We start from the raw sequence: 19,936 nt of genomic DNA on the forward strand, positions 1-19,936 counted from the left end.
CCGCGCAGGTGCGCCAGCGCCGCCGCGCCGCGCCGCCCGCGCCGAGCCACCGCCGCGGTCGGCCTCCCATCGGCGCGCGGCCGAGCCGTTGTCGCTGTGAGGCGGGCACTTACCCGGTCACCTCCGGAACGGGACGCGTGGGGCGCCTGTGGTGAGCCCCCCGCGCGGGCGCCGGCCGGTCCGACCGTGCCCCCCGCTGCCGTCGAGCCGTCAACGCCAGCCGATAGGCTGGCCGGGTGACCCTGCCTGTTGTATTGATCGCCGACAAGCTCGCACAATCGACCGTCGCCGCGCTGGGAGACCAGGTGGAGGTCCGGTGGGTGGACGGACCCGACCGCGAGAAGCTGCTGGCCGCGGTGCCGGAGGCGGACGCGCTGCTGGTCCGCTCGGCCACCACCGTGGACGCCGAGGTGCTGGCCGCCGCCACCAAACTCAAGATCGTCGCCCGCGCCGGAGTGGGGCTGGACAACGTCGACGTGGCCGCCGCCACCGAACGCGGTGTGCTGGTGGTCAACGCCCCGACGTCGAACATCCACAGCGCCGCCGAGCACGCCCTGGCGCTGCTGCTGGCCGCGGCCCGTCAGATCCCGGCCGCCGACGCCTCGCTGCGCGAGCACACCTGGAAGCGGTCGTCGTTCAACGGCACCGAGATCTTCGGCAAGACCGTTGGCGTGGTGGGGCTGGGCCGCATCGGGCAACTCGTCGCCCAGCGGTTGACCGCGTTCGGCACCCACCTCGTCGCGTACGACCCCTACGTGTCGCCGGCCCGCGCCGCGCAGCTGGGCATCGAGCTGCTGTCGCTCGACGAGTTGCTCGCCCGCGCCGACTTCATCTCCGTGCACCTGCCCAAGACGCCGGAGACCGCCGGGCTGATCGACAAAGAGGCCCTGGCCAAGACCAAGCCCGGCGTCATCATCGTCAACGCCGCCCGGGGTGGGCTGGTGAACGAGGAGGCATTGGCCGAGGCGGTCACCAGCGGCCACGTGCGCGCCGCCGGCATCGACGTCTACGCCAAGGAACCGTGCACCGACAGCCCCCTGTTCGACCTGCCGCAGGTGGTGGTGACCCCGCACCTGGGCGCGTCGACCTCCGAGGCGCAGGATCGGGCGGGCACCGACGTCGCCGCGAGCGTGAAGCTGGCCCTGGCCGGGGAATTCGTGCCGGACGCGGTCAACGTCGGCGGTGGCGTGGTCAACGAGGAGGTCGCGCCGTGGCTGGATCTGGTGCGCAAGCTCGGCGTCCTGGCCGCCACCCTGTCCGACGGGCCCCCGGTGTCGGTCACGGTACAGGTGCGTGGCGAGCTGGCTTCCGAAGACGTTGAAGTGCTTAAACTTTCGGCGCTGCGCGGCCTGTTCTCGGCCGTCGTGGAGGGCCCGGTCACATTCGTCAACGCGCCGTCGCTGGCCGAGGAGCGCGGCGTCACCGCGGAACTCACCAAGGCCTCCGAGAGCCCCAACCACCGCAGCGTCGTCGACGTTCGCGCGGTGGCGCACAACGGCACCGCCGTCAACGTCGCCGGCGCCCTGTCCGGCCCACAGCTCGTCGAGAAGATCGTCCAGATCAACGGCCGCAACTTCGACCTGCGCGCCCGCGGCACCAACCTGGTGATCAACTACGTCGACCAGCCCGGCGCGCTGGGCAAGATCGGCACGCTGCTGGGCGCGGCCGGGGTCAACATCCAGGCCGCGCAGCTGTCCGAGGACGCCGAGGGGCCCGGCGCGACGATCCTGTTGCGGCTCGACCGCGACGTCCCCGCCGACGTGCGGGCCGAGATCTCCTCGGCGGTCGGCGCCAACAAGCTGGAAGTGGTTGACCTGACGTGAAACTCGCGGTGATCGGCGGCGACGGCATCGGTCCGGAAGTCACGGCGCAGGCGCTCGACATCCTCGACGCGGTGCTGCCCGGTGTGCACAAGACCGAATACGACCTGGGCGCTCGGCGCTACCACGCCACCGGCGAGCTGCTGCCGGACTCGGTGGTGGCCGAGCTGCGCGAGCACGACGCCATCCTGCTGGGGGCGATCGGCGACCCGTCGGTGCCCAGCGGCGTGCTGGAGCGAGGCCTGTTGCTGCGCTTGCGGTTCGAGCTGGACCACCACGTCAACCTGCGGCCCGCCCGGCTCTACCCCGGGGTGCGCAGCCCGCTGGCCGGTGACCCCGCCATCGATTTCGTCGTAGTGCGCGAGGGCACCGAGGGCCCCTACACCGGGACCGGCGGCGCGATCCGCGCCGGGACGCCGCACGAGGTGGCCACGGAGGTCAGCCTGAACACCGCGTTCGGGGTGCGTCGCGTGGTCGCCGACGCGTTCGAGCGGGCCCGGCGCCGGCGCAAGCACCTGACCCTGGTGCACAAGACCAATGTGCTGACGTTCGCCGGCAAGCTGTGGGCGCGGGTGGTCGCCGAGGTGGGCCAGGATTACCCCGATGTCGAGGTGGCGTATCAACACATTGACGCCGCAACGATTTTCCTCGTCACCGACCCAGGCCGGTTCGACGTGATCGTCACCGACAACCTGTTCGGCGACATCATCACCGACCTGGCCGCGGCGGTCAGCGGCGGAATCGGGTTGGCCGCCAGCGGCAACATCGACGCCACCCGCACCAACCCGTCGATGTTCGAGCCGGTGCACGGCAGCGCGCCCGACATTGCGGGTCAGGGCGTCGCGGATCCCACCGCGGCGATCATGTCGGTGGCGCTGCTGCTCGCTCATCTGGGCGAGGACGCCGCCGCGGCGCGGGTGGATCGGGCCGTCGAGACCTATCTGGCAGCGCGTGGGAACGCACGGCTCGCCACCAGCGAAGTCGGCGAACGGATTGCCGCCGCGCTCTAGTCTCCAGGCCGGGCGGCAGCAGCCGCGTCGGCACCAGCGGCGCCGCCGCCAACGGAAAGACGGCGCACAATATCCACGCCGTCGGGTATTTCGCCGCGGTGATCAGCGCGCCGAACAGCGGGGGGCCGCTCGCGGCCATGACCCGTTGCGTGGTGTTCTGAAAGCCCAACGCGCGCCCGCTCCAGAACGGTCCGGCGAATTCGGTGATCGCCGTGGCCTCCAACCCGTTGTCCAGTGCCGCGATCACCGTGATCGCCACCATCAGCGGAGCCTGGTACCGCGAATCCAGAAAGTCCGCCCACGCCAGCAGCAACAGGGTGACGGCCGCCAACAAGGCGATGAGGCGGACGGGCTGCATCCGCGAGCCGATCCGATCCGACCACCGCCCCACCGCAATTCGCCCGAGCGCCCCCACCAGCTGCGACAGCGTCACCAAGCCCCCGGCCGCCGCGACCGACCAGTGCAGGTTGCGAATGAGCCAGACCAGCATGAAGGTGACGGTCACGGTCTGCGGCACCATCATCAGCCCCGCCACGGCGTGAATCCGCCACAGGGTCAACGACCCTCGATAGGGGCTGGCGAGCTCGGTATCGCTGGCCTTCTCCCGGGGTTTGCGCGGCGGGTCGACGACGCCGATGGCGCTGGCCACCGCCCCCAGCCCGCACGCCAACGCCACGAATTGCAGCCCCGCGCCCGCCTCATGCTCGGCGAGCTCCGGAATGACCAACGCGCCCAATGCGATTCCCAGCGGCTGGGCGGTCTGGCGGATTCCCATCGCCAGGCCGCGCCGCTCCGGCGGGAACCACGCCGACACCAGCCGCCCGCCCGCCGTGTTGCAGCTGGCGGCGGCCATGCCGCCGAGGAACAGGTACACGGCGATCAGCACCATCGAGTGCGCCGACGACGCGGCGTAGGCGGCCGCCGCGGTCAGCGCCGAACCGACGGCCAGCACCACCCGCTCGCCCACCCGGTCCAGGATGTAGCCCCACGCCACGAGCGTGACCACCATGCCCCAGCTGGGCATGGAGGACAGCAGGCCGGCCTCGTCGAGGCGGATGCCGCGGGTGCTCTGCAGCGAGGGGATCAGAAAAGCGATCCCGTTGATGAAAAGGAAGGAGCTGGCCGTCGCCAGCAACGAGACGGCCAGAATCGACCAGCGCGCCGCCGCGCCGAGTTCACGCTTGGCCGTCGTGTCCGTCTGCATTCCCCATGCTGGCATATGCCGATAAAGACGCTGGTGAGACCGCTGCGGTGGCGGCCGGACCGGCGACCGGCTGCGCCGCCGGCCAGCCCTTGTTAGTAGGCTCACCCAAATGCGCCTTGGTCGAATCGCCAGTCCCGACGGTGTCGCCTTCGTCAGCATCGACGGCGAACTCGACGACCCCACCGCGATGATCGCCCGCGAGATCGCCGAGCACCCGTTCGGCACGCCGAACTTCACCGGCCGCTCCTGGCCGTTGGCCGATGTCCGGCTGCTGGCCCCCATCCTCGCCAGCAAGGTGGTGTGCGTCGGCAAGAACTACGCCGACCACATCGCGGAGATGAGCGAGCTCACCGGCCCCGCACCCGCGGACCCGGTGATCTTCCTCAAACCCAACACCGCTATCGTCGGGCCCAACGTGCCGATCCGGTTGCCAGCCAACGCATCACCCGTGCACTACGAGGGCGAGCTGGCCGTGGTGATCGGCAAGCCCTGCAAGGACGTCTCGGCCGCCCAGGCCGCCGACAACATCCTGGGCTACACCATCGGCAACGACGTGTCGGCGCGCGATCAGCAGAAGTCCGACGGGCAATGGACCCGGGCCAAGGGGCACGACACCTTCTGCCCGGTCGGCCCGTGGATCGTCACCGACCTCGCGCCGCTGGACCCGGGCGACCTCGCGCTGCGCACCGAGGTCAACGGAGAGGTCAAGCAGGACAGCCGCACGTCGCTGCTGATCCACGACATCGGCGCGATCGTCGAATGGATTTCGGCCGTCATGACCCTGCTGCCCGGTGACCTCATCCTCACCGGCACCCCGGCCGGGGTGGGTCCCATCGAGGACGGCGACACCGTTTCCATCACCATCGAGGGAATCGGGACGCTGTCCAATCCCGTGGTCCGCAAAGGCAACTCGTGACGGCGGCGCACCCCGACGCGGTGCGGGTGCGGTTCTGCCCGTCGCCGACCGGCACGCCGCACGTCGGGATGGTCCGCACCGCCCTGTTCAACTGGGCGTATGCTCGACACACGGGCGGCACCTTCGTTTTTCGGATAGAGGACACCGACGCGCAGCGCGACAGCGAGGAGAGCTACCTGGCGCTGCTCGACGCGCTGCGCTGGCTCGGGCTGGACTGGGACGAGGGGCCGGAGGTCGGCGGGCCCTACGGGCCGTACCGGCAGTCGCTGCGCACCGACGTTTACCGCGACGTGGTGGCGAGGCTGGTCGAGGCGGGGGAGGCGTACTACGCGTTCTCCACGCCGGAGGAGGTCGAGGCGCGCCACATCGCGGCCGGCCGCAACCCGAAGCTGGGCTACGACAATTTCGACCGGCAGCTCACCGATTCGCAGCGCGCCGCCTTCCTGGCCGAGGGCCGGCAGCCCGTGGTGCGGCTGCGGATGCCCGACGCGGACATCTCCTGGGACGACCTGGTGCGCGGCACCACCACGTTCGCCGGCGGCAGCGTGCCCGATTTCGCGTTGACCCGCGGGACCGGGGAACCGTTGTACACCTTGGTCAACCCGGTCGACGACGCGTTGATGAAGATCACACACGTCTTGCGGGGCGAGGATCTGCTGCCCTCGACGCCTCGCCAGATCGCGCTGTACGAGGCGCTGATCCGCATCGGGGTCGCCGAGCGCGTCCCGCAGTTCGCGCACCTGCCAACGGTATTGGGGGAGGGCACCAAGAAGCTGTCCAAGCGGGATCCCCAGTCGAACCTGTTCGCCCACCGCGACCGCGGCTTCATCCCCGAGGGGTTGCTCAATTACCTTGCGCTGCTGGGCTGGGCGATCGCCGATGATCACGACCTGTTCAGCCTCGACGAGATGGTGGCCGCCTTCGACGTGGTCGACGTCAACTCCAACCCGGCGCGGTTCGACCAGAAGAAGGCGGACGCCCTCAACGGCGAGCACATCCGGATGCTGGCGGTCGACGACTTCACCGCCCGGCTCCGCGATTACTTTGCGGCGCACGGCCACCGGGTGGGTCTCGACGAGGCCGATTTCGCCGTCGCCGCCGAACTGGTGCAGACCCGCATCGTGGTGCTCGGCGACGCCTGGGACCTGCTGAAGTTCCTCAACGACGACGAGTACTCGATCGACCCGAAGGCCGCCGGCAAGGAGCTGGGGCCCGACGGCGCCGCGGTGCTCGACGCCGCGCTGGCCGCGCTGGACGGCGTGGGCGAGTGGGCCGCGGCGGGCATCGAGGCCGTACTCAAGGCGGCCCTGATCGACACGCTGGGCCTCAAACCGCGCAAGGCATTCGGCCCGATCCGGGTCGCCGCCACGGGTACCACGATCAGCCCGCCGTTGTTCGAGTCGCTGGAGCTGCTGGGCCGCGACCGCAGCCTGCGGCGGCTTCGGGCCGCACGCGACACCATCGGATGACCGAGCCGGGACCGGGCATGCGCGAGGTCGTCGGAGTCTTTGATAGTCTGCTCTGCGGCTCGAGAAAGGCCGACGACGGCTGCGGCGCGGCCCGACGGACCCCCATCAGGGGGCGGCGGGGGCTCTGACCAGCGGTTTTAGGCAGCCGATGGGGTATGGTGTAATTGGCAACACAGCTGATTCTGGTTCAGCCATTCTAGGTTCGAGTCCTGGTACCCCAGCAAAATCGCTTCTGCGCAAGCGATTAGGTGCACTTCGGGGCGTGAGCTATGCTGGCTCTCCGGATCGTCTATGGATCGTGTCTGGCCCCGTCGTCTAGCGGCCTAGGACGCCGCCCTCTCACGGCGGTAGCGTGGGTTCGAATCCCATCGGGGCTACAAAGCAATCGCGCGGACCGGCGCTTACTGCCCGGTCCCCTTCGCCGCCGGGGCGGTGGATCCGCCCACCGGCATGGGCTGCAAACCGAGTTTGCGGTGATCCCACGAACGCGCCCGCTGCGCCACGATCCGCACACAGACCCGCTTGTTCATCATCTGCTCGACGAACGGCTTCATGTCGTCGGTGTAGGGCCCCGTGTAGCGCTCCCACACGCTGACGCCGACCCGGTGCGCCACGTCGGGGTCGTCGACGATCTCGGCGACGCCCTCGAAGGACACCCCGCGCAACGTGTCGTAGGTGTCGCCGTCCTCGATGAGGAAGCTCACCCGCGGGTCGCGGCCGAGGTTGACCGCCTTCTGCGACTTCGCCTTGGTCTCGAGCCAGATCTCACCGTCGACGACGGCGTACCACATCGCCGTGAGGTGCGGCTGGCCGTCGGGGCCGACGGTGGCCAGCGTTCCGGTGCGGCTCTTCTCGACGAAATCGGCGACCTCGTCGGAGGACATCACGATGCTCGCGCGCTGATTGGTTCCCATGGCGGTCAGTCTGTCAGCCCCGGCGACGCGGTTGACCAGCGGGCGAGGAAAATTCGGCGCGTCGCGGCTAGAGGCGGCGGGTGAGCGCCTCGGCCGCTGACAATAGGTCGGCGGCCCAGCGCGCTCCTGGTCGCCGGCCGATTCGGTCGACGGGGCCGGACACCGAGATGGCGGCGATGACGGTGCCGCGACCGTCGCGCACCGGCGCCGACACGCTGGCCACCCCGGGCTCGCGTTCTGCCACGCTCTGCGCCCAGCCGCGGCGGCGCACCTCGGCCAGCGTTCGCTCGGTGAATTTCGCCGCGGGCAGAACGGCCTTCTGGGTGGCGGCGTCGCTATGGGCCAGAAGCACTTTGGCCCCCGACCCCGCCGTCATCGGCAGGCGCGCACCGACCGGAACCGTATCGCGTAGCCCCGCAGCGGGTTCCAGGGCCGCCACGCAGACCCGGTCGGTGCCCTCCCGGCGATAGAGCTGCACGCTTTCCCCGGTGGTCTCGCGCAGCAGCGGCAACACCGACGCGCTGGCGGCCAGCAGGGGGTCGTTGACGTGCGCCGCCAGTTCGGTGACCGCGGGTCCCAACCGCCAGCGCCCCTCGTCGTCGCGCGCCAGCAGGCGATGCACCTCCAGCGCCGCGGCCAGCCGGTAGGCGGTGGCCCTCGGCAGCGCGGTCCGTTCGCACAGTTCCGCCAACCCGCAGGGTGATTGGGCGACGGTGTGCAGAACACCGACCGCTTTGTCCAAGACGCCGATGCCGCTATGCTGTCTCACAAGGAGATACTAGCGTCTCGCATTCTGAGATCAACAGCCCATTCGGTCTGGCGAGCCGCTGGCGAGGTGAATAGAGGCGGTTGCGATGAATTCTGACGGCAGCTCGGCCCGCGGGCCGCGCACCCTGGCCGAAAAAGTCTGGGAGGACCACGTTGTGGCGGCGGGCGGGGACGCCGAGCCCGACCTGATCTACATCGACCTGCACCTGGTGCACGAGGTCACCAGCCCGCAGGCGTTCGACGGGCTGCGGTTGGCCGGGCGCCCGGTGCGGCGCCCGGACCTGACGCTGGCCACCGAGGACCACAACGTTCCCACCCTGGACATCGACAAACCCATCGCGGACCCGGTGTCGCGCACCCAGGTCGACACCCTGCGGCGGAACTGCGCCGAGTTCGGCGTGCGCCTCTACCCCATGGGCAACATCGAGCAGGGCATCGTGCACGTCGTCGGGCCGCAATTGGGCCTGACGCAACCGGGCATGACCGTCGTCTGTGGCGACAGCCACACGTCCACGCACGGCGCCTTCGGGGCGCTGGCGATGGGTATCGGCACCTCGGAGGTCGAGCACGTCTTGGCGACCCAGACGCTGCCGCTGCGCCGTTTCAAGACGATGGCGGTCAACGTCGACGGGGAATTGCCCGCCGGCGCGACGGCCAAGGACATCATCTTGGCGCTGATCGCCAAGATCGGCACGGGCGGCGGTCAGGGCCACGTCATCGAATATCGCGGCAGCGCCATCGAATCGCTGTCGATGGAGGGCCGCATGACGGTCTGCAACATGAGCATCGAGGCCGGCGCCCGCGCGGGCATGGTGGCCCCGGACGAGACCACCTACGCGTTCCTGCGTGGCCGGCCGCACGCGCCGACGGGCGCGCAGTGGGACGCGGCCATGGCGTACTGGCAGCAGTTGCATACCGATGCCGGCGCCGTTTTCGACACCGAGGTGTTTCTGGACGCCGCCTCGCTGAGCCCCTTCGTGACGTGGGGCACCAACCCCGGCCAGGGCGTGCCGCTGTCCGCGGCCGTGCCGGATCCGGAGCTGATGGCCGACGACGGCGAGCGGCAGGCCGCCGAGAAAGCCTTGGCATACATGGGCCTTCAACCGGGTATGCCGATGCGAGACATCGCGGTCGACACCGTATTCGTGGGCTCGTGCACCAACGGCCGCATCGAAGATCTGCGGGTGGTCGCCGACGTGCTGCGCGGCCGCAAAATCGCGCCGGGCGTGCGGATGCTCGTCGTGCCCGGCTCCATGCGGGTGCGCGCTGAGGCCGAAGCCGAAGGTCTGGGCGAGGTTTTCACCGCCGCCGGCGCCGAATGGCGCCAGGCCGGCTGCTCGATGTGCTTGGGAATGAATCCCGATCAGCTCGCGCCGGGGGAGCGGTGCGCGGCCACGTCGAACCGCAACTTCGAAGGGCGCCAGGGCAAGGGCGGCCGCACGCACCTGGTTTCTCCGGCGGTGGCCGCCGCCACGGCGGTTCGCGGCACGCTTTCCGCTCCCGCTGATTTGAGCTGACGGATCGTCACGGAAGGAATGAGCATGGAAGCATTTGTGACCCACACCGGTATCGGTGTGCCGCTGCGCCGGTCCAATGTGGATACCGATCAGATCATTCCGGCGGTCTACCTGAAACGGGTGACCCGAACCGGATTTGAGGACGGGCTGTTCGCCAGCTGGCGGTCCGACCCGTCATTCATCCTCAACCTCAGTCCCTTTGACCGGGGGTCAGTGCTGGTGGCGGGGCCCGATTTCGGGACCGGCTCGTCGCGCGAGCACGCGGTGTGGGCGCTGATGGACTACGGCTTCCGGGTGGTCATCTCGTCTCGGTTCGGTGACATTTTCCGGGGCAACGCCGGCAAGGCGGGGCTGTTGGCCGCCGAAGTTTCTCAAGATGGTGTCGAACTTCTCTGGAAGCTGATCGAACAGAGCCCGGGCCTGGAAATCACTGCCAATCTTCAAGATCGAATTATCACCGCGGGAACGACGGTGCTGCCGTTCACGATTGACGACCACACCGCCTGGCGGCTGCTGGAAGGACTCGACGATATCGGCCTTACGCTGCGGAAACTCGACAAAATCGAGTCGTTCGAAGCGGCGTATCCGGACTGGAAACCGCGCACCGTGCCCAGCGCCTAACCGCCCGGCGGGGGCAAAATATCGGTTGCCTCGCCTGACTAACCGACGCGCTTTTCGGGTCCCTCCACCGGTCAAGGGCGGCAACCGGATTGCGAAAACGAAGCCCGCATTGCTCTGAAATTGCGCGTGGCTCTTGGAAATTTGCTGGGTGAGGGTTTACCGTGTCCACTAGTCGGTTCAAAATCGAGGACCACTAGCGTCGGAGGGATTGATGAATAAGGCAGAGCTCATTGATGTGCTCACACAGAAGTTGAACACGGACCGTCGGCAGGCGACCGCTGCGGTCGAGAACGTTGTCGACACCATTGTGCGTGCGGTACACAAGGGCGACAGCGTCACCATTACCGGCTTCGGTGTGTTCGAGCAGCGGCGCCGCGCGGCGCGCGTCGCCCGGAATCCGCGGACCGGTGAAACGGTGAAGGTAAGGCCGACGTCCGTCCCGGCGTTCCGTCCCGGCGCGCAATTCAAAGCGGTTGTCTCTGGCGCACAGCGCCTCCCGTCGGAAGGCCCCGCCGTCAAGCGTGGCGTGGTGGCGACCGGCGCGGCCAAGAAGACCGCCGCCAAGAAGGCGCCGGCGAAGAAGACCACCAGCACCGCCGCCGCCAAGAAGACCGCGACCAAGGCTCCGGCCAAGAAGGCCGCAACCAAGGCTCCGGCCAAGAAGACGGCGACCAAGGCCACCCCGGCCAAGAAGACGGCGACCAAGGCCACCCCGGCCAAGAAGACGGCGACCAAGGCCGCCCCGGCCAAGAAGGCCGCGACCAAGGCCCCGGCGAAGAAGACGGCGACCAAGGCTGCAACCAAGGCTCCGGCCAAGAAGGCTCCCGCCAAGAAGACCGCCGCCACGACCACGCGTCGTGGCCGCAAGTAGCGCGGGCGAATAACCAGACGCGAATACCCTTCGGGCGGCAGTGGTGCCCCCGAAGGGTATTCGTGTGTGCAGCCAGCACGTTGGCGGCCGATGCGCCGCCGAGGGCCCTAAGCCCGCACGTTGGCGGCCAGCGCCCCGCCGATGTGGTCTGCCGCCACCAGGCGGCCGCCGGACAGCGACAGCACCCAGGTGCTGCCCTTGTGGTTGCGGGCCTTGTCGGGGCGCACGCCGTCGCGTTCGCACCACCACTCGATAAGGTCCGGGATTACCTTGCCCTGCGAGCAGACCACCGGCGTGCCCGCTGTCTCAGCGATTTCCAGCATCCGGTGTCGCGCGCGTTTCGGGCTTTTCGCGTACGCCTCCTCGGTGAGGGCGGGCTCGTTGTGCACCGTCACGCCCAGCTCCTCCGCGAGCGGCTCCACGGTCTGGTGGCAGCGGACCCGGTCCGCCGCGTAGACCTCGCTGGCGCCGAACGACAGCAGTTGCGCCACCAGCGCCTCGGCCTGCGCGCGCCCCCGCTTGTCCAGCGGTCGCTTGGCGTCGTCGCCGGAAAAGCGTGACTTGCGGCCGGCCGTCGCGTGCCGGACCACCAGCACGGTGCGCGTGTCGGCGGGCTTTTTGCCGAACTGCCGCAACAACTTTCGGTCGTGCGAATAGGTCAGTTTGCCCAGCGCGTCGTCGACCGGCAGCCACACCAACTCGTCGACTTCCTTGTTCGGCGTGAACTCTCCGCCGGCGCTGCGCGCCGCCCAGTAATAGACCTTCTTGACGCCCTGATCGATCGGGTAGCTCACCTTGTCCAGGCGCCGGCCCAGGATGGCGTGCTGGCCGGTCTCCTCCAGCACCTCGCGCACCGCGGCCACCGGGGCGGTCTCGCCCGGGTCCACCTTGCCCTTGGGCAGCGACCAGTCGTCGTAGCGCGGCCGGTGGATCACGGCGAACTCGAGGTCGGCTTCGGTCGTCGCGTCACCGGCCGGCCGCCACAACACCGCGCCCGCGGCGTAGACGATCCGGCTTCCCGAGCGCCGCGCGGCGGACGAGTTCTGAGACGGCACCTCAACTCCTGCAGATCAATTCGGTTTCGGCCGCACGCACAATCGTGGTGCGGCCGCAAAGGCCTCCCGAAAACACCACGCAGCGCTAGGGAGTGCGGTGCCGCTCCATCAAAGATACTTGGTGATCCCGCACCGAATGACCCGCCTGCGGCGACGCGATCCACTGGCCGTCGGGACCGAGCTCCCAGCACCGCGTCGAGGGATCGAGGGCGGACTCGAACAGGTCGTTCAGGTAGGGCGTCAGCCGCGGATCCTTGACCTGAACCAGCGCCTCGACGCGACGGTCGAGGTTGCGGTGCATCATGTCGGCGCTACCGATCCAGAATTCGTTCTGGCATGTGAAATGCATGATCCGCGAGTGTTCCAGGAAGCGGCCGAGGATCGAGCGGACCGCGATGTTCTCCGAGAAGCCTTCCGCGCCGGGGCGCAGCGCGCAGATGCCGCGGACCACCACCTCGACCCGCACGCCGGCGCGCGAGGCGCGGTACAGCGCGTCGATCACCTGCTCGTCGACGAGGGCGTTCATCTTCATCCGGATCCGTCCGCCGCCGTGCTCGCCGTGGGCGGCGATCTCACGCTCGACGCGTTCGATGATGCCGGTGCGGATGCCGTGCGGCGCCACCAACAGATTCCGGTACGCCACCTTGCGCGAATAGCCGGTCAGCGAATTGAACAGGTCCGTCAGGTCCGCACCGATCTCGGGCGAGGCGGTGAGCAGGCCGACGTCCTCGTAAAGCCGCGCCGTCTTGCCGTTGTAGTTACCCGTCCCGATGTGGCAGTAGCGCCGGATGGCCGACCCTTCGCGGCGTACCACGAGGCAGGTCTTGCAGTGCGTCTTGAGGCCGACATAGCCGTAAACGACGTGTACGCCCGCCTGCTCCAGCGTGCGGGCCCACCGGATGTTTGCCTGCTCGTCGAAGCGCGCCTTGATCTCCACCAGGGCCACGACCTGCTTGCCCGCCTCGGCGGCGGCAATGAGCGCCCGCACGATCGGCGAATCACCGGACGTGCGGTACAGCGTCTGCTTGATCGCCAGCACGTTGGGATCGGCGGCGGCCAGCTCGATGAAGCGCTGCACGCTGGTGGAGAACGATTCGTACGGATGATGCAGCAGCACATCGCCTTCGCGCAGCGTCGCGAAGATGCTCCGCGGAGTCTCCCGGTCGACGAACGCGGGACTGGTCGCCGGGACGAAGGCCGGGTCCTTCAGCGCGGGCCGGTCGACGCCGTAGATCTGCCACAGCGACGACAGGTCCAACAGCCCCGGCACCTCGATGACGTCACCGGGGTGCACGTCGAGTTCGCGCAGCAGCAACTCGAGCATGTTCTCGGTCATGTCGTCGGCGATCTCGAGCCGCACCGGCGAGCCGAATCGCCTGCGCGCCAACTCCCTTTCCAGCGCCTGCAACAGGTCCTCGTCGCGGTCCTCTTCGACCTCGTAGTCGGCGTTGCGGGTGATGCGGAACGCGTGGTGCTCGACGATTTCCATGCCCGGGAACAGATCCGGCAGGAACGCCGCGATGAGCTCCTCCATCGGCAGGTACCGGATGATGGTCGGCCCGTCGCCGTCCTCGGACTGGTTCGTGAGCTCGACGAAACGATCGACGTTGTTGGGCACCTTCACCCGGGCGAAGTGCTGGCTGCCGTCCTCGGGCTGCCGCACCGTCACGGCGAGGTTGAGGCTCAAGCCGCTGACGAACGGGAAGGGGTGCGCGGGGTCGACGGCCAGCGGCGTCAACACCGGGAAGACCTGTTCGATGAAGTACCGGGAGAGTTCGTCGCGCTCGTCGTCGTTGAGGTCGGTCCACGTGACGATGTGGATGCCCTCTTCGGCCAGCGCCGGCCGGACGGAGTCGAGGAACACCCGGCCGTGCCGCGTGGCGATGTGCTGTGTCTGCTCACCGATGAGGGCCAGCTGCTCGCGCGGGGTCAGGCCGTCGGCGGACCGCACCGACAACCCCATCTCGTCGCGGCGCTTGAGCCCGGCGACGCGCACCATGTAGAACTCGTCGAGGTTGGAGGCGAAGATCGCCAAGAACTTGGCCCGCTCCAGCAGCGGCAGCGAGTTGTCGTCGGCGAGCGCCAGCACGCGGGCGTTGAAGTCCAGCCAGCTCAATTCCCGGTTCAGGTAACGGTCTTCCGGCAGGTCGGTGAGCGCGGCCGGGGTGGCGGCCGGTGGTGCGCCGACGGCCGAGTCGCCTGCATGCCACACGTTCTCTTCGGGTCGCGCCTGCGCTTCGGTTTCAGTCACCCTGCGATCGTTGCAGATGACGCGGCGGCCCTGCTAGCTCACGGCGGACATCCATTCGCCGTTGGGCCGACGTTCACCGGCACGACAGCTTGCCTCGCGTCGCCGCGCTCAGTGCCGCGCGACGGCCCGCGCGGTCGCCGCGCCCACGCCCAGGCGGCGCGCGGCCGCCAGGTCGGCCGAGGTGTCGACGTCGCAGCGCAGCCCGGGCCAGGCGCCGGTCAGCTCGATGGCGCCCGAACGGCGGTGCCGTGCCGCCGAATCCGCGCCGAACCGGGGATCCAGCGGGCCGCCGAACGCGAACAGCGCCGCGGTTCCCGTGGCCGTCCGGTCGGCGACGAAGCTGCGCCGGTGATGGCGCGCGGCGGCGATCGCCTCGCCCAGCTCCTGGGACTGCAATGCGGGTAAATCCCCTTGCAGCGCAACGATATTGGCATAAGAGCCGCGCAGCGCGCTCTCCGCACTGGTGAGCGCGTTGTTCAGCGGGTCGGGATGCCCGGCGGGCGTCGGGTCGGCCAGCACCGCGGCGCCCAGCTCGGTGGCCGCGGCGGCCGCGGCGTCGTCGGGGGTGATGACGGTGATCGAGCCGACCCCGCGCGCGCCGCGCGCGGCGGTGACGGTGTCGATCAGCATGGCCAGCACGACAGCCTCGCGGGCGGGTGCCGGGAACACCGGGGCCAGCCGGGTCTTGGCCGCGGACAACCGCTTGACGGCGATGACGAGGGCGACATCTCGGGTGCCCGCTTCGGGGCCGTGTCCCGCGCCGTCGGTGCGCGTGCCGCTCATGCACGTCATCCTGCCAGCGGCGCCGCGCGCGCGAGCCGCGCCCCGCGCACTCGCGTGACGGCCCCGTCGGCGCTGATCTAGGGTGTAGCGGCCGCACGTGCCGCGTGCGGATTTCGGCCGACGACCGGGGGTGCTGGATGACGAGTTCGCGAGGCGCCGTCGCGGTCATGGGTGCCGGGGCGTGGGGCACGGCGCTGGCCAAGGTGCTGGCCGACGCGGGCGGCCCAGAGACCGGGGTGACGCTGTGGGCACGCCGCGCCGACATCGCCCAGCGCATCAACGAGACCCGATACAACCCGGACTATCTGCCGGGCACGCCGCTGCCGACGGGCATCCGCGCCACCGCCGACCCCGAGGAGGCCCTGGCCGGCGCCACCACCGTGTTGTTGGGCGTGCCGGCGCAGACGCTGCGCGGCAACCTGGAGGCCTGGGCACCGCTACTGCGCGACGGCGCGACGCTGGTGAGCCTGGCCAAGGGCATCGAGCTGGGCACCCTGATGCGGATGAGCCAGGTCATCGTGTCGGTGACCGGCGTCGACCCCGGGCACGTGGCGGTGATCTCGGGGCCCAACCTGGCCAGCGAGATCGCCCTGTGCCAGCCGGCGGCGACGGTGGTGGCGTCCAACGACTCCGGGCGGGCGGTTGCCCTGCAGCGGATGCTCAACAGCGGTTACTTCCGCCCGTACACCAACAGCGACGTCGTGGGCACCGAGATCGGCGGGGCGTGCAAGAACGTCATCGCGCTGGCCTGCGGCATGGCGGTGGGGGTGGGCCTCGGCGAGAACACCGCCGCGGCGATCATCACCCGCGGCCTCGCGGAGATCATGCGGCTGGGGATCGCGCTGGGCGCCAAGGGCGCGACCCTGGCCGGGCTGGCCGGCGTGGGGGACCTGGTGGCCACCTGCACGTCGCCGCACTCGCGCAACCGCTCGTTCGGTGAGCGGCTCGGGCGGGGCGAGACCGTCGGCTCGATCCTGCGGGGCAGCCCCGACGGCGGCGACGGGCACGTCGTCGAGGGCGTGACGTCGTGCGAGTCGGTGCTGGCGCTGGCGTCCAGTTACGACGTCGAGATGCCGCTCACCGACGCCGTGCACCGGGTCTGCCACAAGGGGTTGTCGGTGGACGAGGCGATGGCGCTGCTGCTGGGCCGCAGCACCAAGCCGGAATGACTGACCCGGTAGCCTCTTGACATTGTGACTGCCAGCGACCGGCCGACGCCGCGCCCGGGGACCCCGGGTGAGCGGGTGCGCGTCGCCGTCGTCTTCGGGGGCCGCAGCAACGAGCACGCCATCTCGTGTGTGTCCGCGGGCAGCATCCTGCGCAACCTCGATCCGGAGCGGTTCGACGTGGTCCCGATCGGCATCACCCCGCAGGGGTCGTGGGTGCTCACCGACGGTGACCCGGCGGCGCTGGCGATCACCGATCGGCGGCTGCCCGAGGTGAGTTCCGACTCGGGCACCGAGCTGGCGTTGCCCGCCGACCCGCGGCGCAGCGGCCAACTGGTCTCGCTGAGCGGCGGCGCCGGCGAGGTGCTGGCGTCGGTCGACGTGGTGTTCCCGGTGCTGCACGGCCCCTATGGGGAGGACGGCACCGTGCAGGGCCTGCTCGAACTGGCCGGGGTGCCCTACGTCGGCGCCGGCGTGCTGGCCAGCGCCGCCGGCATGGACAAGGAGTTCACCAAGAAGCTGTTCGCCGCCGAGGGGTTGCCCGTGGGCCCGTACGCGGTGCTGCGCCCGACGCGGGCCACGCTGCGGGCCGAGGAGCGCGAGCGGCTGGGATTGCCGGTCTTCGTCAAGCCGGCCCGCGGCGGCTCGTCGATCGGCGTCAGCCGGGTCACCGGCTGGGACCAGCTCGACGATGCCATCACCCACGCGCGGCGACACGACCCCAAGGTCATCGTCGAGGCGGCGATCGTCGGCCGCGAGCTGGAGTGCGGCGTCCTCGAAATGCCCGACGGCACAATCGAAGCCAGCACGGTGGGGGAAATCCGGGTGGCCGGCGTCCGCGGCCGCGAGGATTCGTTCTACGACTTCGCGACCAAATACCTCGACGACGCAGCCGAATTGGACGTCCCGGCCAAGGTGGACGACGACATCGCCGCCAGCGTGCGGCAACTCGCGATCCGCGCGTTCACGGCGGTCGACTGCCAGGGGCTGGCCCGCGTCGACTTCTTCCTCACCGAGGACGGGCCCGTCCTCAACGAGATCAACACGATGCCCGGCTTCACCACGATCTCGATGTACCCCCGCATGTGGGCGGCCAGCGGTGTCGATTACCCCACGCTGCTGGCGACCATGGTGGAGACGGCGCTGGCGCGCGGGGTGGGGCTGCGCTAGCCGCTCAGCGCGCCGGGGCCGGGTTGATCGGCACGGCGGCGATGCTGTGGTCGATCACCTCGGAGAGCTGCTGAATGGGCGTGGGGCCCGAGCCCGACGGCAGGGTGAGCGCCACGTACACCGGGCGATCCACCGTGTACCAGGTGGCCCTGCCGACGTCACCGGCGGATTGCTGTTCGGAACGCACCTGGAACCACTGCACCCGGTCGACGACCTGGATCGGGGAGCCGACCACGAATTCGGCCGGGCGCTCGAGCCCGCAGCGCAGCACCACGGGGTCACGGTCCTGGCCCGCCCGCCAGGCGGCCACGCCGTGCGGCGCGGGCTGGGCGACGGCCGCGCGCTGGTAGTCGCCGAGCCGTTGCGGCAGCGCCCCGGTCAGCGCCTGGCAGGCGGCGTCGTCGGCCTGCGGCGCCGGGACGTCGGCCACGGCGACCGGCTGCGGGGGCGCCTCCCGGGTCGCCGCGACGGCCAGCACGACACCGACGGCGACGAGGGCCAGCACCACCGCGGCGATGATGGCCGCGCGGGGCGGCCCCGCGTCGGCGTCCGAACCGCCCATCACCGCCCTTCCGTTCGCGCGACCGTCTTCTAGACTGGCGCGGTCCGCCCGCATCGGCAGGGGTCCAACGTACCGCAGGCCGGGCGGGCGGCCGCGCCCCGCGACGGGCTCGACGGGCTCGAAGGAGGTGGCGTGCAGGACGACTCGGGCGACGCGCCGACCCTGCGCCAGGCCGGCGAGTTCGGCGTCATCGAGGGGCTGGTGCGGGGCCGCCGCCAGCCGCCCGCCGTGCTGCTCGGGCCCGGCGACGACGCGGCGCTGGTGTCCGCCGGTGCCGGCCGGGTCCTGGTGTCGACCGACATGCTGGTGCAGGACCGGCATTTCCGGCTGGACTGGTCGGCGCCCCACGACGTCGGCCGCAAGGCCATCGCCCAGAACGCCGCCGACATCGAGGCGATGGGCGGGCGCCCAACGGCTTTCGTGGTCGGCTTCGGCGCGCCCGGCGACACGGCGGTGGCCGACGTCGACGCCCTGGTCGACGGCATGTGGGACGAGGCGCAGCGGGTGGGCGCCGGCATCGCCGGCGGGGACCTGGTCGGCTGCCCGCAGTGGGTGGTCGCGGTGACGGTGCTCGGCGAGCTGGACGGCCGCGCGCCGGTGCCGCGCTCGGGCGCGACGGACGGTTCTGTGCTCGCCGTCGCCGGCGAGCTGGGCCGCTCGGCGGCCGGATTCGCGTTGTGGGACAACGGTATCGATGGTATCGAGGGTATCGATGGCTTCGAGGAGTTACGCCGCCGGCACCTGGTGCCCGAGCCGCCCTACGGTCAGGGCGCGGTGGCGGCGGCCGCGGGCGCGCAGGCGATGATCGACGTCTCCGACGGCCTGGTCGCCGACCTGCGGCACGTCGCCGAGGCGTCCGGCGTGGCGCTGCACCTGTCGACGGCGGCGCTGGCCGCCGACCGGGAGGCCGTTGCCGCGGCCGCGGCCGCGACCGGCGCCGACCCGTGGGCGTGGGTGCTGGGCGGCGGCGAGGACCACGCGCTGGTGGCGTGTTTCGCCGGAGCCGCGCCGCCTGGCTGGCGCGAGATCGGGCGGGTCGTCGACGGGCCGGCGGGCGTGCTGGTCGACGACCGGGAGTGGGACGGATACGCCGGCTGGCAGTCCTACCAGTAGGGTGGCGCGGTGATTGTCACCCCGATCGAGGCGGGGCCGCGGTGACGGCCCGGCCGCTGGACGAACTCGTCGAGCAGGGCTGGGCGGCGGCGCTGGCGCCGGTGGCCGACCAGGTGGCCCAGCTGGGACAGTTTCTGCGCGCCGAGGTCGCGGCCGGGCGCCGCTACCTGCCGGCGGGCCCGAACGTGTTGCGCGCGTTCACCTTTCCCTTCGACGAGGTTCGGGTGTTGATCGTGGGCCAGGACCCGTACCCCACGCCGGGACACGCGGTGGGGCTGAGTTTCTCGGTGGCGCCGGAGGCGCGGCCCGTGCCCCGCAGCCTGGCCAACATCTTCACCGAGTACACCGCCGACCTGGGTCACCCGACGCCGTCGAGCGGCGACCTGACGCCCTGGGCGCAGCGCGGCGTGCTGCTGCTCAACAGGGTGCTCACGGTGCGGCCGAGCGCGCCCGCCTCGCACCGCGGCAAGGGCTGGGAGGCGGTCACCGAGTGCGCCATCCGCGCCCTGACCGCCCGCTCGCAGCCGCTGGTGGCGATCCTGTGGGGCCGCGACGCGTCCACCCTGAAACCGATTCTGGCCGAGGGGAATTGCGTGGCGATCGAGTCACCCCACCCGTCGCCGCTGTCGGCGTCGCGCGGGTTCTTTGGGTCGCGCCCGTTCAGCCGGGCCAACCAGTTGCTGACCGAGCTGGGCGCGGAGCCGATCGATTGGCGGCTGCCCTGAC

At 70.4% G+C, this 19,936-nt stretch carries 17 protein-coding genes, 2 tRNA genes and 1 pseudogene; 13 read left to right on the forward strand and 7 right to left on the reverse strand.

The window, feature by feature from the left end; genetic code table 11:
• Window positions 1-236: 236 nt before the first annotated feature.
• A complete protein-coding gene (serA, locus tag A5714_RS15365) occupies window positions 237-1,823 on the forward strand; it encodes a phosphoglycerate dehydrogenase (protein WP_068286374.1) in 1,587 nt (528 codons plus the stop codon).
• Window positions 1,820-2,830: a 3-isopropylmalate dehydrogenase gene (locus tag A5714_RS15370; protein WP_068070381.1), complete on the forward strand. Its 1,011-nt coding sequence runs from the start codon at window positions 1,820-1,822 to the stop codon at window positions 2,828-2,830. The genes serA and A5714_RS15370 overlap by 4 nt, the downstream gene beginning before the upstream one ends.
• A 133-nt stretch (window positions 2,831-2,963) precedes the next feature.
• Here A5714_RS15370 and A5714_RS25425 read toward each other — a convergent pair.
• Window positions 2,964-4,193, reverse strand: a pseudogene (locus A5714_RS25425) (MFS transporter); the annotation flags it as partial.
• Here A5714_RS25425 and A5714_RS15390 point away from each other — a divergent pair.
• The 4 genes from A5714_RS15390 (at window position 4,144) to A5714_RS15405 (ending at window position 6,796) form a co-directional block, all read left to right on the forward strand.
• On the forward strand, window positions 4,144-4,950 hold the full coding sequence (locus A5714_RS15390; protein ID WP_068072071.1) for a fumarylacetoacetate hydrolase family protein: 807 nt from the start codon (window positions 4,144-4,146) through the stop codon (window positions 4,948-4,950). The pseudogene A5714_RS25425 and the gene A5714_RS15390 overlap by 50 nt on opposite strands.
• A complete protein-coding gene (gene gltX / locus A5714_RS15395; RefSeq protein WP_156747337.1) occupies window positions 4,947-6,419 on the forward strand; it encodes a glutamate--tRNA ligase in 1,473 nt (490 codons plus the stop codon). The genes A5714_RS15390 and gltX overlap by 4 nt, the downstream gene beginning before the upstream one ends.
• Window positions 6,420-6,568: 149 nt before the next feature.
• Window positions 6,569-6,640 (forward strand) — tRNA-Gln (locus A5714_RS15400).
• A gap of 83 nt (window positions 6,641-6,723) precedes the next feature.
• Window positions 6,724-6,796: transfer RNA gene (locus tag A5714_RS15405), tRNA-Glu, on the forward strand.
• 24 nt (window positions 6,797-6,820) lie between these two features.
• Here A5714_RS15405 and A5714_RS15410 read toward each other — a convergent pair.
• Window positions 6,821-7,333, reverse strand: coding sequence for a pyridoxamine 5'-phosphate oxidase family protein (locus A5714_RS15410; protein ID WP_068286379.1), 513 nt, complete (start codon window positions 7,331-7,333; stop codon window positions 6,821-6,823).
• A 67-nt stretch (window positions 7,334-7,400) separates the two neighbouring features.
• Complete coding sequence (locus A5714_RS15415) at window positions 7,401-8,102, reverse strand: IclR family transcriptional regulator (protein ID WP_068072067.1); 702 nt, start codon at window positions 8,100-8,102, stop codon at window positions 7,401-7,403.
• A gap of 85 nt (window positions 8,103-8,187) precedes the next feature.
• On the opposite strand from A5714_RS15415, the gene leuC reads away from it, so the two are divergent.
• The 3 genes from leuC (at window position 8,188) to A5714_RS15430 (ending at window position 11,110) form a co-directional block, all read left to right on the forward strand.
• Window positions 8,188-9,618: a 3-isopropylmalate dehydratase large subunit gene (gene leuC / locus A5714_RS15420; RefSeq protein ID WP_068286381.1), complete on the forward strand. Its 1,431-nt coding sequence runs from the start codon at window positions 8,188-8,190 to the stop codon at window positions 9,616-9,618.
• Window positions 9,619-9,642: 24 nt separating this feature from the next.
• Complete coding sequence (leuD, locus tag A5714_RS15425; protein ID WP_068072064.1) at window positions 9,643-10,239, forward strand: 3-isopropylmalate dehydratase small subunit; 597 nt, start codon at window positions 9,643-9,645, stop codon at window positions 10,237-10,239.
• Window positions 10,240-10,450: 211 nt separating this feature from the next.
• Complete coding sequence (locus A5714_RS15430; protein ID WP_068286382.1) at window positions 10,451-11,110, forward strand: HU family DNA-binding protein; 660 nt, start codon at window positions 10,451-10,453, stop codon at window positions 11,108-11,110.
• A gap of 107 nt (window positions 11,111-11,217) precedes the next feature.
• Here the strand turns inward: A5714_RS15430 and A5714_RS15435 are convergent, their stop codons facing one another.
• The 3 genes from A5714_RS15435 to cofC form a co-directional block, all read right to left on the reverse strand.
• The gene (locus tag A5714_RS15435) at window positions 11,218-12,165 is read right to left on the reverse strand and encodes an NUDIX hydrolase (protein ID WP_068286386.1); all 948 of its coding nucleotides are present in this window, start codon (window positions 12,163-12,165) and stop codon (window positions 11,218-11,220) included.
• A gap of 85 nt (window positions 12,166-12,250) precedes the next feature.
• On the reverse strand, window positions 12,251-14,434 hold the full coding sequence (locus A5714_RS15440; protein ID WP_068286389.1) for an RNA degradosome polyphosphate kinase: 2,184 nt from the start codon (window positions 14,432-14,434) through the stop codon (window positions 12,251-12,253).
• Between the two features lie 90 nt (window positions 14,435-14,524).
• Window positions 14,525-15,199, reverse strand: a complete 675-nt coding sequence (gene cofC / locus A5714_RS15445) for a 2-phospho-L-lactate guanylyltransferase (protein WP_068072056.1) — start codon at window positions 15,197-15,199, stop codon at window positions 14,525-14,527.
• Window positions 15,200-15,336: 137 nt separating this feature from the next.
• Here cofC and A5714_RS15450 point away from each other — a divergent pair, with 137 nt between their 5' ends.
• A complete protein-coding gene (locus A5714_RS15450; protein ID WP_068286414.1) occupies window positions 15,337-16,368 on the forward strand; it encodes an NAD(P)H-dependent glycerol-3-phosphate dehydrogenase in 1,032 nt (343 codons plus the stop codon).
• A 24-nt stretch (window positions 16,369-16,392) separates the two neighbouring features.
• Window positions 16,393-17,535, forward strand: coding sequence for a D-alanine--D-alanine ligase family protein (locus tag A5714_RS15455; protein WP_068286391.1), 1,143 nt, complete (start codon window positions 16,393-16,395; stop codon window positions 17,533-17,535).
• Between the two features lie 4 nt (window positions 17,536-17,539).
• Here the strand turns inward: A5714_RS15455 and A5714_RS15460 are convergent, their stop codons facing one another.
• A complete protein-coding gene (locus A5714_RS15460) occupies window positions 17,540-18,097 on the reverse strand; it encodes a DUF3515 domain-containing protein (RefSeq protein ID WP_068286396.1) in 558 nt (185 codons plus the stop codon).
• Between the two features lie 132 nt (window positions 18,098-18,229).
• Here A5714_RS15460 and A5714_RS15465 point away from each other — a divergent pair, with 132 nt between their 5' ends.
• Window positions 18,230-19,210: a thiamine-phosphate kinase gene (locus tag A5714_RS15465; RefSeq protein ID WP_068204832.1), complete on the forward strand. Its 981-nt coding sequence runs from the start codon at window positions 18,230-18,232 to the stop codon at window positions 19,208-19,210.
• Between the two features lie 41 nt (window positions 19,211-19,251).
• Complete coding sequence (locus A5714_RS15470) at window positions 19,252-19,935, forward strand: uracil-DNA glycosylase (protein ID WP_068286399.1); 684 nt, start codon at window positions 19,252-19,254, stop codon at window positions 19,933-19,935.
• Window position 19,936 lies beyond the last annotated feature (1 nt).

Source organism: Mycobacterium sp. E2462, from assembly GCF_001672685.1.
Taxonomy (GTDB): domain Bacteria; phylum Actinomycetota; class Actinomycetes; order Mycobacteriales; family Mycobacteriaceae; genus Mycobacterium.

Bases quoted from the DNA above. Each gene is read 5' to 3' on its own strand.
- A5714_RS15390 (WP_068072071.1), top strand. From the start codon at position 4,144: ATGCGCCTTGGTCGAATCGCCAGTCCCGACGGTGTCGCCTTCGTCAGC.
- cofC (WP_068072056.1), bottom strand. From the start codon at position 15,199: ATGAGCGGCACGCGCACCGACGGCGCGGGACACGGCCCCGAAGCGGGC.
- A5714_RS15460 (WP_068286396.1), bottom strand. From the start codon at position 18,097: ATGGGCGGTTCGGACGCCGACGCGGGGCCGCCCCGCGCGGCCATCATC.
- A5714_RS15410 (WP_068286379.1), bottom strand. From the start codon at position 7,333: ATGGGAACCAATCAGCGCGCGAGCATCGTGATGTCCTCCGACGAGGTC.
- leuC (WP_068286381.1), top strand. From the start codon at position 8,188: ATGAATTCTGACGGCAGCTCGGCCCGCGGGCCGCGCACCCTGGCCGAA.
- leuD (WP_068072064.1), top strand. From the start codon at position 9,643: ATGGAAGCATTTGTGACCCACACCGGTATCGGTGTGCCGCTGCGCCGG.
- A5714_RS15430 (WP_068286382.1), top strand. From the start codon at position 10,451: ATGAATAAGGCAGAGCTCATTGATGTGCTCACACAGAAGTTGAACACG.
- A5714_RS15450 (WP_068286414.1), top strand. From the start codon at position 15,337: ATGACGAGTTCGCGAGGCGCCGTCGCGGTCATGGGTGCCGGGGCGTGG.